This is a genomic window from Amycolatopsis sp. NPDC004378 (assembly GCF_053602455.1).
This window is the reverse complement of sequence record NZ_JBSGDR010000011.1, coordinates 108,173-120,183: the sequence shown is the minus strand read 5'-3', so window position 1 is coordinate 120,183 and position 12,011 is coordinate 108,173. Positions and strand designations below refer to the sequence as shown.

The window sequence follows — 12,011 nt, the reverse complement described above, 5'->3', positions numbered from 1 at the left end:
GTCACACCGCCCTCTCGTTGGCTGGCGCGGTGTGCCACTGACCACGTTCCGCAGTCCGGATCCTGTGGCAGTTCGAGCACACCAGCTCACACTTCTTGATCTCCTCCTCGATCAGCTCCCACGAGTAGGCCATGCGGATCATCCGCGAGATCGAGTTGACCTTGTCGCCACGCACATGGTCAAAGTCCATGCACACACGCGGGAATCGCTGGCGACAATCGGTGCACGGCGCGTCCTTCAAGACCTCCAGCTTCTCGTAGCGAGCCGCAATGAGCGCCTTTCGTCTGCGCAGCTGCTTCTCCTTGCCGCCGTTCTGGCGGTACGCCTCTCGTGCCTTCGTGGCCGCGCACGGCGAACAGATCTCGCGTCGTCCACCTGGGATCCGCGAGTCACGCGCGAACTCGTTGAGCGGCTTATTGACGCAGCAGCCCGTGCAGTGCTTGATCGTGCCGTCACCGTCGGGCGGCCAGATCCGGTGTTCGTGTGCTGCGCGGTTGCGCTCGGCGAGGTCGGGGCGCTTCATACTGCACGACTCCGGGCCTTGCGGGCGTGCTTGGTGTAGACGGTGTCGCGCAGGTCCTGGATGGACTGGGCGAACTTCGCCGCGGACTCGCCCGCGCGGATCTGGTAGGCGTAGCCGCCGGTCTCCTGGCCGAGCGCGACCAGCGCTTCGCCGATCGCGAGCTGCCGCACCAGCGGCGGGTACACCTGGGCGTGCAGCGGGTCCGCGCTGTGGGGGCCCGGCGCGGTGCCGAGCTGGCCGCGCAGCACCATGCAGCGGCGTCGCCAGAACACCGCGTCGTCGCTCGTGTGCGCCGTCAGCGTCGAGCCGTCGACCGCGCGGTCCACGGTCAGCGTGTTGCCGGCGATGTCGCGGACCTGGACGCGCTCGCCGCCGATGAGCAGCAGCTCGCCCTCGACGAACGCCGTCCCGTCGGTCACCGTCACGGCGCCGGCGTTGTTCTTGTCGACGAGGTCGGCCTGGATCGTCTGGCCGCTGGCGGTCCAGGTCTTGCCGGTGACGACGATGCGTTCGTCGTCGATGCGCAGCAGCGTGCCGACGCCGACGGCGACCGGGTCGGTGACGTCGAGGGTGGTCTGCGACGCGTCGACGGCGGCGGCGAGCGCGCCGGCGTCGGTCTGGATGTCGGGGCAGCCGCCGTACCAGCCGGTGATGCCGATCGCGCGCTGTGTCGTGTCCCCCGCAGCGAATCCGGAGTGACCGCCGAGGTTGATCTCGACGCGGTTGAACGGCGGCCCGTCGTCCGGGCGGAGGAAGAAGTCCGTGTCCGGGATGGACTGCCCGGCCGCGGTGAGGGTGGTGGCGGAGATGAGTTCGTTCTTGTCGAGCCAGAGCCGCCACGAGGTGGGCGACTGCCGGTCGGGCCAGTCGAAGGTCATCGTCCGGAACTCGGGGAAGAACACGCGGTGGGTGAGGCCGTCGACCGCGCGGGAGCCCGCTTCGATGCAGCGGTCGAGCTGCGCGTCTCTGCGCGCGGTTGCCTTGACGTCCAGGGCGGACGCCACGTCCTCCCTGGTGCAGTAAACGATGCCCATCCTGTGCCCTTGCTTTCTTTGGCCGTGCCGCCCGTGAGCGGCAGGGGTGGAGCGCGTGTTCAGTTGTGGAGGTAAGACCTGGGGACCCGGCGGGGGCCTTCTTCCCAGATGGAGCCGTCGAACGAGCAGTGGTGCTCGCCGTAGGTGTTGGTGCGCAGCGGTTCCCCGCAGTCGGGGCACGCGTCGGGTGGCCGCGATCGCTCGGCTTCGACGGCGATGCGGTAGTCGGTGACGATGTTGAGCAGCTCGTACCAGCCGCCGCTGCCGCCGCGGTCGTCGCCGGTGCCGAACTGTTCGCCGGCGGTGGCGTGGCCGTGCAGGGCGCCGAAGGTGCCGCGGGCGGCGCCGGTGACGTGGTTGGGGGCGGTGGCGTGGCCGGCCAGGCCGCCGTAGGTGGTGGCGGCGTGGCCGGTGACGGTGCGGAGCCCGACGGCGTTGCCGGTGAGCGCGCCTCCGGCGAGCGCGGCGGTGCCGATGACCTTGCGGGTGCCGGACGCGGCCCCGGCGAGGCCTCCGAAGGAGCTGGCCGCCGCGCCGAGCACCTTCCGGACGCCTGTCGCGGTGCCGGTGAGCGCGCCGAACGGGCCGGCCGCTGTGCCGGTGACGTTCGACGCGCCGCCGACGTCCGCGGCGGAGAAGTCGTCGTAGCGCACGGAGCCGGAGGCGGCGCAGCGCAGGCCGGTGTTCTTGCCGGTGACGATGCCGGTGTCGGTCACCGAGGCGCGTTCGACGCCGTTGACGTAGGCCTTGATCGTGGAGCCGACGGCCTGGATCTTCGCGACGTCGCCGTTGACCGCGGCACCGGCGAACGTCGCGAGGACGGTGAAGCTGCCGGACTGGTTGCGGAACAGGTCCCAGCTGGTGCCGTCGTTGCGCCAGAGGTAGCCGTTGCCGAACACGCTGTCGCCGCGGCACCAGACGCCGCAGGAGACCGCCGCGGCGACCGCGATGGTGACCTGCGCGGAGTTGTCGTCGGTCGCCATCGCCGTGCCGCAGGTGATGATGCCGGTCCCGCCCGACGCCGGGGCGGCGAGCCGGTTGGAGGCGATCGACCAGTCCTCGACGACCTCGACCCAACCGTTGCCCACGGTGGTCGAGTCCGCGCGGGTGAAGCTGTCGGTGAAGCTCGTCATGGTCGATCACCTCCTTCCGAAGTGGACGACAGGGTCAGGACGCGACGGGCAGCGTGAGGACGAGCTGGCCGGCGGGGATGGTGAAGGTGTCTCCGGCGGTGACCGCGTTCGCGGTGACCGATCCGGAGCCGCCGAAGTTCCCGCCGGTCGGCGCGGACCACTGCGACCAGTGCGTGTAGTCCTCGGTACCGGCGACGCCGGTCCACACCGCGTCGGCGCTTGAGGCCTTGCTGGCTCCGGCGGCCGCGGCGAACGCCGGGTTCTTCCGGGTCGTCTCGACCGCGGCGTTCGCCGTGCCGTTGGGTCCGGGCGCCCCGACGTGGAGCTTGAAATACGGGTAGGCGGTGACCTGGTCGTCCAGGCGCGTGTTCGCCGCCGCCGTCGAGAAGCCCTCGGCCATGGCCTACTCCGCGCCCTGCTCGGTCTCGGCGGCCTTGGCGCGGTCCTGGTCGTTCTGGGCCAGGCGCTCGACGAGCTCCGCCTTGTTCCCGGACACCGGCAGATCCCGGTCGGCCAGCTCGGCGCGCAGCTCGTCGACGGTGAAGGCGTTGTAGTCGACGGCCTCGGTCTCGTCGCCGCCCGGCTCCTCGCCGCCGTCGCCCGGCTCGCCGGTCTGCTCGGTGTTCTCCGGCTCGACGTAGCCGGGCTGCCCCGGCTCCGCGTTCTCGTCCGACGCTCCGTTGTGGACGGTGGTCTTCGGCATGTTCTCGCGCTCCTTCGCCAGCTGCTCGTCTTCCTTGATCGGGTCGTTCGCGGTGCACTGCGGGCACGTCGGCATGCCGGGTGCGTACGCCGCGGTGCACTCGCCGCAGATCCAGACGCTCATCGCTCTCCTCGAGGGACGGGGTGCCGGGGCGCGGCCGGCCTCATCGGGCGGTCGGCCGCGCCTCGGACGTCGTCAGGCCGCGGCCACCGACGCGCCGCTGTCGAGCGGCACGTAGGTCAGCGACCACTTCACGGCGCCGGTGCTGCTGGCCGCGCAGTTCAGCTTGATCGCCCCGACCGGGATGATCAGCGAGTTGCGCGGCAGCACGGACGCGCCGGCGTTCGCGCCGACCATCGCGTCGGAGAACAGGCCGGTGATGCCGTAGAGGCAGCCGACCTCGTCCGCGGTGATGTCGAGCACCGCGCACAGGTCGACCGCCGACCCGACGGCCGGCACGGACTGCAGCTTCGTGTTGTTGGCCTGGGCCTGGATGGCCGTGGTGACCTGGCCGACGATGCTGGTGACCGCGACGCGGCCGCCGGTGACGGTGAACAGCGTCCCGGCCGCCGACTGCGGCAGCGCCGCGGCCGCCCGGTCGATCTTCTGACCGAACAGCAGCTTCCGGAGTTCGGAGCCTTGAATGAAGGCCATGATCAGACCCCCACCGCGGGCAGGTTCTCCGGCGCACGCTGGGACGTGAGGTCGCGCGTCAGCGCGCTCACGGTGCCGGCACCGGTCGAGGTGAGCTTGACGTACTTGTAGCCGTCCGAGAGCGACGTGCCCTCGACCTCGAGCACGGCGGCGTTCTGCACCGCGGATGCCGCGGTGACCATGGTGGCCGCGGCTGCCTGGGTACGCTTCACCCACGCGTCCGAGCCGTCGCCGGTCGCCGTCCGGTACTCGGCGATCACGGGGAGGTTCTGCGCGCCGGTGCCGGAAGCGTCCTTCGCCTCCTGCAGCGTGTACGTGTCGCCCGCCGCGCCGGCGAGGTAGCAGGCGAACGTGACGCCGGCGGCCTGCTTGAGGCTGATCCACCGACCGTCGGCGGCCGGGACGCTGTTGAACAGCCGGCCGAGTGCCTTCTGGGACATGGTGCCAACTCCGTTTCTCGGGGCGGGGCGTTACTGCCGCCCCGGGTGGTGGGCCCGGCAGGGGGTTGAGTGCCTGCCGGGCCCGTGGCCGCTGGTCCGGTGTGGACTCAGCGGGCGGCGAGCTCGACGAACGGCGACAGCGCGTTGCCGCCGTTCTTCGGGGTGATCGGGTTCTTGATCCACGGCTGGCCGTCGACGCGCTGGATGATCCGGTAGGCCGTCTGGTCGTTCCCGAACTTCCAGTCCGTGCTCGACGCGGCGGTCATCGCCTGGCGGTCGCCGACCAGGTAGTAGGTCAGGTCGACGAACGCGATGTCGCCCTGCGCGCCCAGCGTCTTCGCCTGCTCGGTCACGATGATCGGGCGGCCGAAGATGGACATCGGCGCGGCACCCGCGGCGTTGGCCACGAAGATGCTGTTGCCGCCGGTGCCGACCGACAGGGACATCGTGAGCAGCTGCGGGATCGCGTCCGGCGAGCAGATCCACGCCGCCCGCTGCAGGCTGGAGGGCAGCATGCGGGCGTACATGTTGACGATGTTGAAGTAGTTGATCGTCGACGGGTCCTGGCCGGCCTCCGCGGCGACGGCGACCGACGCCGGGTTGCCGAGGTAGCCCAGCGGCTCACCGACGCCGGACCCGGCCGTGAACGCGCTGTCCTCCTGGAACGACAGCGCCAGCGGCCAGAGCCGCTCGATCAGCGCCGAGAACGAGATGATGCTGTCCTGCAGCAGCTCGTTCGGGACGACGGAGAGGCCGGTCAGCTTCTTCGCGTCCAGCTCGACCCGGGAGAACCGCGGGTTGCTGTCGACCAGCGCCGCGGACTCCTCGCCCCAGTAGGCGATCATGCCGCCGAACACGCTGGACTGGTTGCTGGAGACGTCGATCGTCGGGAACGGCACCCGCGCCGAGTCCATCGGCACCACGGTCGCGCGCGGCCGGACGGTGGCGGTCTCCAGCGCGATCTCGAGGAGGTTCGCGCGCAGCGTCTCCGGCACCAGGAACCCGCCGTCGGCCGGGCTGACGGAGCTGGCCGCGTTGCGGATCTCGGTGCGGCGGGCGCTGGCCTCCGGGGACTCGTTGAGGTGCCAGATCGCCTCGAGGTACTCGACGGAGTCGCGGAACTTGCCGTCGAGGACGTTGCCGGGGGCGTTCGGGTTGTACTTGGCGCCCTGGCCGTAGGAGGCGAGCATGCGCTTGCCGCCCGCGCCGCCGCGGGCCTGCGGGTTGAGGTTGAGGCGGTTGATGCGCTCGGTGTTGTCGCCGTCGAGGTCCTTCTCGCGCAGGAAGTCGGCGAGCTGGCGCTGCGTCTCGTCCTTGACGATCTGGTGCAGGTCGGTGCCCTCGCCCTGGCGCTGCTCGGCGTAGGCGTCGATCCAGTCGCGGAAGGTCTCCTGGTTGGACAGGACCGGCGCCATCTTGCCCTGGTCGGCGATCATCTCGGCGAGCTCGTCGGAGTTCTTCGGGATGTGCACGTTCTTCGGCGCGATGGTGGGGGTCTTGTTGACGATGCGGCCGAGGTCGTCCAGGCGGACGCCGAGGCGGGCGAGGCGGTCGCGCTGCCCCGGGGTGACGGTGAGCATGGCGGTCATGCCGGAATTCCTTTCCTTGCAAGGGCGGCGAACAGCTCGTCCACGGTGGACGGAGCGGCTTCGTAGAGGGCGCCGGTGAGGGCGGCCCAGGTGTCGGTGACGCCGTCGGCCGGCGTCTCCGAGTCGGTGGTGGCTTCGGCCGCGGTGTCGGCCGGGGCCTCGTCGGCGGGCTCGGTGCCGGTGTCCTCGGTGGGCTCGCCGTCGGCGGGCTCGTCGACGACGTCCGTCGCGGTGGCCGTGTCGTCGGCGGCCTGCTCGGCGGCCGGAGCCTCCTGCGGCTCGCCCGCGGCCGGCTCGGTGTCGGTCGCGGCGGTGGCGGTGGCGGTGGCGCGCGGGCCCGGCGCCTTCGACCGCCCGGCGTAGGTGAAGATCGACAGGTCCCACGAGCGGTTCATCAGCTCGTCGACCTCTTCGTCCTCCCCCGGCACGACCGCGGTGTCCTCGTTGGTCTCCTCGCCCGGCTCCGCGGTCGAGTCGGCCAGCCCCGCGGCGACCGCTTCGGTGCCCGAGTACCAGGTCTCGGCCTGCATCAAGGCGCGCCACTGCGCGACCGTGCCGCCCGCCCGCGCCGCGTAGATGTCGGCGATGTTGTCCGAGCAGCGGTTCAGGAGGTCGACCATCTCCTGCATGTCGGCGGCGTTGCCGATGCAGATCCCCGACGCGTCGTGGATCATCATCTGGGCGTTGCGCTGGCACACGACGGTGTCGCCGGCCATCGCGATGAACGACGCGGCCGACGCGGCGAGCCCGTCGATGCGGACCTCGATGGTGGCCGGGTGGTCGCGCAGCGCGTGGAAGATCGCGAGGCCGTCGAACACGTCCCCGCCCGGGGAGTTGATGTGGACGATGACGTTCGACACGCGCAGCCCCATGAGGTCCCGCACGAAGTCCTGGGCGGTGACGCCCCAGTAGCCGATCTCCTCGTAGATGTAGATCGCCGCGGTGTCCGGCTGGTCCACGAGGTTGGTGACCATGCGGTACCAGTTCGTGGGCTGCTGCCGGGGGGCGGCGCCGGCTGCGCGGGCCGCGCGCAGGTTCTGCAGGCGGCGTTGCTGCGCGCGGGGACGGGAACGGCGTGCCATCACTGGCCTCCCTCGGTGGTCGATGGGCGCCAGACACCGACGAACGTGCCGCGGCAGCGCCAGCGGCCGAGGCAGTCGATGTAGCCGCCGAAGGGGTAGAGCTTGAACAGCGCGGTGAGGTCGTCGGTGGTGGCGATGAACCGGCCGTGGATGGCGCGGCAGGGCTTGCAGGTGTTGCTGTCCATCTGTTCGCTGGCGTAGAGCGCGCCGGACGTGGTGACGGTCGCGAACGTGGCGAGACGGCCCTGGTTCTGGGCGTCGGTCAGGGCGCCGCCGAGTGCGGTCTCGGTCGGCGCGGTGGACAGCTCGTTGAGGAACGTCTCGGTGTGCGACGCGACGGCGTCGGCGTCGGGCTCCGGCCCGGCGACCCGGGCGGCTTCGCGGGATGCGGTGAGCGCGTAGCGGCGGCCCTCGAACTCGGCGATCTCCCGCGCGGCCGCCTCCAGGTCGGCGGCCGTCGGCCACTCCGCGGTGAGGTGGACGCCGGCGGCGGAGGCCTCGGCGACGGCGTGCCCGGCCGCGGTCTGGGCGAAACTGGCCATGGCGTCGGCGAGGGTGGTGGTGGCGTGGGCGGTGTCGACGGTGAGGTAGGCGAGGTCGCTGCGGTCGCCGTCCGGGCCGAGCGCGGCGCGGATGGCGGAGACGAGCTGGCTGATCCACTCGCCGACGATGCTGGCGCTCCAGGTCGCGACGAGGGTGGCGAGCGCGGTCTCGAAGGCGGCCTGCAGCGGGGCCAGGTCGACGTCGTCGACGCTGTCGGGGTCCTCGGCCGGCCAGTCGCCGACGGGTGCCGGGTAGTCGGCGTTGCGCACCAGCTGCCGGACGGCGGAGAGCGTGCCGTGGGGTTCCTCGGCGGCGGGGAGGCCGCGGAGGAACGCGGCGAACAGCGCCGACGGTTCGGTGGGAGCGCCCGGCTCGGCTACCGCCGCGCCTTCCGAGCCGGGCGCTGCTTCGGGGCCCGCGGGCATGTGCCCGAACGTGGGCTGCGGGGCGGGCTTCTCCCACGTGAGGGCGTCGGGCAGGTCGAGTGCTTCCTTGACGCTGTCGCCGTCGTAGCCGGCGTCGATGTAGGTCTTGGCGGCGGTGGCTTTCGAGGTGCGTTCGGCGTTGTCGGCCTCGCGGTCCTCCGGCACCGGGGACTCGTAGTCGAACTCCAGCGTCTTCGCCGCGTCCGGGCCGTACAGCGGCAGCAACCGGCCGTTCCAGGCGTTGCGCCACCGGTTGAGCCGCGGGACGGTCAGCCACTCGGCGAACACGGCCTTGCCGGCCTCGGCGACGGCGCGGTTGACGTCCTCGGTGATGCCGAGCATCGACTTCGGGAACCCGTAGGCCTCCATGATCGCGTCGCGGGAGACGCCGCGGAGGTCGGTGAACTGCATGTCGCGCTGGGAGTACTTGCGGTCGACCCACTTGCCCTGTTCGAGGATCGCGACGCGGTGCGCGCGGGCGACGCCGCGGTGCTGCTCCTCCCACCGCATGGTGAGCTCGTCGAACTCGTCGTCGGTGAGGCGCTTCTCGACCTCGATGATCCCGCCCGGCGAGGCGTCGTTCTTGAAGAAGTTCGCGTTCCAGCGGGCCGCGTAGTCCGCGGACATGATCTCGGTCAGGACGGTGCCGACCGGGCCGAGCCCGCGGTAGGGGTCGACGGGGTTCGGGCGGCGGATGTGGATGACCTCGTCGATCCGGAGCGGGACCTGCTCGCCGTCCGGGGAGGTGTAGATCCAGCCGGTCAGGTACTTCGTCGGGTGCGGGACGGGGTCGAGCCGGTCCGGGCGGATCGGCCACAGCTCGAGCGGGAGGCTGGAGCGGCCGGAGCGGGCGACCAGCAGCGCGGCTTCGCCGGGGAGGTCGAGGTGCTGCTGGGCCGTTTCCAGCAGCGTCATGCGGTCGAAGAACGCGTTCGGCTTGTTGAGCAGGTCGAGGGCGGCGTGGCTGGTGACCTCGACGCGGTCTTCCTTCTTCCCGGTCTTCGACTTGCGGTAGAGGTGCCATTCGACGCCGGCGACGGCGGTGCTCGTCTTGTCGACGATGCCGAAGACGGTGCCGTTGAGGGCCATCATGTCGAGCTGGGCTTTGGCGTCGCGGCGGCTGAAGACGCCGGAGAAGCGGCCGGAGGCGCTGCGGGAGACGAGCGGCGCGGGGCTGTCGTTGCGGACGCGGGGGGCGAGGGCGCCGAGGAGGCTAGCCACGGCGGGCCGCCGGCTTGATGCGCTGCTCGATGTCGGCGCGGAATTCGACGACGAGGCAGGACACGGCGACGGCGATCCAGCCGGCGATGGTGGACCAGGTGAACATGCCGATGCAGGCGGCGGTGCAGGCGGCGAGGACCCAGAACAAGGGCAGGACGTAGCTGAGCGCGGGGCGGAGCAGGGCTCCGAGGGCGGCCAGCATGATCGCTGTATACCTGTCCAACTGCTCAGATGAACAGCTGCGCATGGCTGTGGGCGCGGTGGCGCGCCGAAATGCACACTGTGGTGTATGCGCAGGACAAGCCTTGTGTCTAGAACTAGGCAGCTGTACAGTTCTAGACATGAACGAGTCGAGCAAGATGCCCGCCCACAAACTCCCTGGCGTCTCGATCGCCGCCGCATCGGCGAACTTCCAGCGGCTCAGCGAAGTTCTGCGCGAAGCCAGCGACAGCCTCGCCAAACTGACCGAGGAGCACCGCGAGATCGTCGTCTCGGCCGTACGTGAAGGCATGTCCGAGGCCGCTGTCGCCCGCGAGGCAGGCATCAGTCGCCAGACCGTCCGCGACTGGGCAGGCAAGCCCAAGCGTGGCGACATCGTCACCGCCGAGCCCTACGGCGACACTGAGCCCGGCGAGCCGTTCCACACCGGACCGATCACCGGCCCGTACGTGCCGCGCACCGACCACCTCGGCGCGCGCCCGCCCGCCGACGCCGCGTGGGTCGACGACGGCGACCCACAAGGCCCGTGGATGGTGAAGGCCAGCACGATCAAGATCGTCGGCCGCTGAACATGCGAGAGGCCCCCGGAGCACGATGCTCACGGGGCCTCTCCAGCTGGCCGCTCGTCCCGGCGGGCGCCAACTGCTGCGCTCGGGAGTCTACCTCCGTCGGGAGCTGAGCCCGCGGATGCGGGGCCGCGCGCCGAAGTCCCGGTCCATCACCAGGTACCGCTCACCGTCGCACCCGTGGTCGTTCTCCTTCACGGGCTCCTCCTTGGTCTTCTTGTCCGACCACACGTAGCCGCCCTTCTCCTCGACCGTCGAGCACGGCAGCTTCCGCTCGTCCAGGGCCGTGTCCCGCTCGAGCAGTGCGCCTTCGAGGTAGTAGATCCGCGGCCGGCCGTCGCCCGCGATCTTCAGGCGGGATTGCACGGCCTCGATGCCGGTCTTCACGCGCTTGTCCGCCGCGGTCGTCGACATGCCGAGCTTCCGCTCGAGCGTCGCCCGGTCCTCGGCGTCGTGGTCGCAGATGATCGCCCGCGGCTTCGGCTCCGTCCACTCCCGCAGGCCTGCGCGGACGTCGTCCTGCACGTCCTCGGGGCGCAGCACGCTGCGCTTCGGGAGCCGCTTCTCGTCGACGACCCGCGTCACCGCGAGCAGGATGTCGAGCGCGTGGTCCTCGACCAGGCGCTGCGTGCGGTAGATCTCCCGGTACAGGTAGAGCCGGCCGTCCGGGTCCTCGGCCCAGCACTGCAGGACCAGGGGGTTGGTGAATCCGAAGTCGACAGACCACCAGCGCGTCCAGGCGGCCGGGATCTTCCCGTCGGGGAAGATCCGCGCGCCGGACCGGGTGACGGCGTCCCAGCCGATGACGTGGGTGTCGCGGTCGAACCCCTCGTAGATGACGCCTTCGGCGGCGACCCACAGGCCTTTGCGCAGACGCAGGTAGCGGACGCCGGTGAGGCCGTCGAGGATCCCGATGTAGGCGACACCCTCGCTGGTCTTGGTGCCGTCGCGGTTGAACAGGCGCGGGTTGTCCTCGTGGCGGCAGTTCAGCATGGTGGTCTTGCCGGCCTGGCAGCGCTGGTTGAGCCAGTGGGTTTCGGCGTCGGGGTTGGTGTCGGCCATCAGCTGATGGAAGCTGAGTTTGCCGTTGCGGAGGCGGGTGAGGAGCTTCTCCCAGTCGTCTTCGGAGATCTCGATGGCTTCCTGCACGTAGATCACGTCGTACTCCGACGACATGATCTTGGTGGGGTTGTCCATGCCGCCGACGACGATGCGTGAGCCGTTGCTGTACTTGTACGCCGATGGTTCCTTGGCGCTGCCGCCGAAGAACTTCAGCACCCCGGTGGTGAGCGCCTCGGCCGCGACCTTCTCCTCGAAGGTGACCAGGCCGGTGCTCGTGAGCGACACGTGTGTCTTGCGGAGCACCAGGGCGCGCATGCCGGGGTTGAGGAGGCACATCAGGTGCACCTTCTCCAGGCACGCGCGGGACTTGCCGGTGCCGGCCGGGCCGGACATGAGGACCTCGGTGTCGCGGCAGTGCAGGAGCTGCTGCGCGCTCCCCCACGGCTCGTAGGCGTGCTCGAGCACCGCGGGCGCGGTCATGGTCTCTGCTCGCGCAGCCAGGCGCGACGTTCGCGGCGACGCCACCGCCTCTTACTGATCACGTGCAGTGCGCGGTTCGGGTAGCTCTGGCAGTCTCGGCACCAGCAGCCGGTGGTGTGCGCCGGCTTCCCCAGCATGCGGCCGTTCACGGTGCTCATGCGTCCAGTGTGCGTCACGGTGGTCATTCCACCCAGCCCGCGAGGCACGGACACAACCGCGTCTTCAGGCCGCCGTCCAATGTCGTCAGCCTGATGAACACGCCCTTGTCGGCCCACGCATCGACCTCGTGCTCGTCGAGGACTTCGAAGCACCGGCCGTAGGAGAGTGCTCACTGCGA

Annotated in this window: 13 protein-coding genes; 1 reads left to right on the top strand and 12 read right to left on the bottom strand. The window is 70.7% G+C overall.

Translation table 11 applies throughout. The features are described 5' to 3' along the window. Position 1: 1 nt before the first annotated feature. The 11 genes from ACWEN0_RS29010 to ACWEN0_RS28960 form a co-directional block, all read right to left on the bottom strand. Positions 2-523, bottom strand: coding sequence for a hypothetical protein (locus ACWEN0_RS29010; RefSeq protein ID WP_451980262.1), 522 nt, complete (start codon positions 521-523; stop codon positions 2-4). Then, positions 520-1,557 (bottom strand): hypothetical protein, encoded by a 1,038-nt coding sequence (locus tag ACWEN0_RS29005; protein ID WP_451980259.1) that lies wholly within the window; start codon positions 1,555-1,557, stop codon positions 520-522. The genes ACWEN0_RS29010 and ACWEN0_RS29005 overlap by 4 nt, the downstream gene beginning before the upstream one ends. A gap of 59 nt (positions 1,558-1,616) precedes the next feature. After that, a complete protein-coding gene (locus ACWEN0_RS29000) occupies positions 1,617-2,690 on the bottom strand; it encodes a hypothetical protein (RefSeq protein WP_451980256.1) in 1,074 nt (357 codons plus the stop codon). A gap of 34 nt (positions 2,691-2,724) precedes the next feature. Then, positions 2,725-3,090 (bottom strand): phage tail fiber protein, encoded by a 366-nt coding sequence (locus ACWEN0_RS28995; RefSeq protein ID WP_451980253.1) that lies wholly within the window; start codon positions 3,088-3,090, stop codon positions 2,725-2,727. A gap of 3 nt (positions 3,091-3,093) precedes the next feature. Then, positions 3,094-3,516 carry an SAP domain-containing protein gene (locus tag ACWEN0_RS28990; RefSeq protein ID WP_451980250.1) on the bottom strand — a complete coding sequence of 141 codons (423 nt, stop codon included), beginning with the start codon at positions 3,514-3,516 and terminating at the stop codon, positions 3,094-3,096. Positions 3,517-3,588: 72 nt separating this feature from the next. Continuing rightward, complete coding sequence (locus ACWEN0_RS28985) at positions 3,589-4,047, bottom strand: hypothetical protein (RefSeq protein ID WP_451980247.1); 459 nt, start codon at positions 4,045-4,047, stop codon at positions 3,589-3,591. Between the two features lie 2 nt (positions 4,048-4,049). Continuing rightward, positions 4,050-4,487 carry a hypothetical protein gene (locus ACWEN0_RS28980; RefSeq protein ID WP_451980244.1) on the bottom strand — a complete coding sequence of 146 codons (438 nt, stop codon included), beginning with the start codon at positions 4,485-4,487 and terminating at the stop codon, positions 4,050-4,052. A gap of 107 nt (positions 4,488-4,594) precedes the next feature. Then, a complete protein-coding gene (locus ACWEN0_RS28975; protein WP_451980241.1) occupies positions 4,595-6,076 on the bottom strand; it encodes a phage major capsid protein in 1,482 nt (493 codons plus the stop codon). Then, positions 6,073-7,158 (bottom strand): head maturation protease, ClpP-related, encoded by a 1,086-nt coding sequence (locus ACWEN0_RS28970; protein ID WP_451980238.1) that lies wholly within the window; start codon positions 7,156-7,158, stop codon positions 6,073-6,075. The genes ACWEN0_RS28975 and ACWEN0_RS28970 overlap by 4 nt, the downstream gene beginning before the upstream one ends. Next, complete coding sequence (locus ACWEN0_RS28965) at positions 7,158-9,347, bottom strand: phage portal protein (protein WP_451980235.1); 2,190 nt, start codon at positions 9,345-9,347, stop codon at positions 7,158-7,160. Before ACWEN0_RS28965 ends, ACWEN0_RS28970 begins: the two co-directional genes overlap by 1 nt. After that, positions 9,340-9,549, bottom strand: a complete 210-nt coding sequence (locus ACWEN0_RS28960) for a hypothetical protein (protein WP_451980232.1) — start codon at positions 9,547-9,549, stop codon at positions 9,340-9,342. Before ACWEN0_RS28960 ends, ACWEN0_RS28965 begins: the two co-directional genes overlap by 8 nt. A gap of 139 nt (positions 9,550-9,688) precedes the next feature. Between ACWEN0_RS28960 and ACWEN0_RS28955 the strand changes: the two genes are divergently transcribed. Further along, positions 9,689-10,135, top strand: coding sequence for a hypothetical protein (locus ACWEN0_RS28955; protein ID WP_451980229.1), 447 nt, complete (start codon positions 9,689-9,691; stop codon positions 10,133-10,135). 90 nt (positions 10,136-10,225) lie between these two features. On the opposite strand, the gene ACWEN0_RS28950 is transcribed toward ACWEN0_RS28955, so the two are convergent. Next, positions 10,226-11,674, bottom strand: a complete 1,449-nt coding sequence (locus ACWEN0_RS28950) for a phage terminase large subunit (protein ID WP_451980226.1) — start codon at positions 11,672-11,674, stop codon at positions 10,226-10,228. Positions 11,675-12,011: the final 337 nt, after the last annotated feature.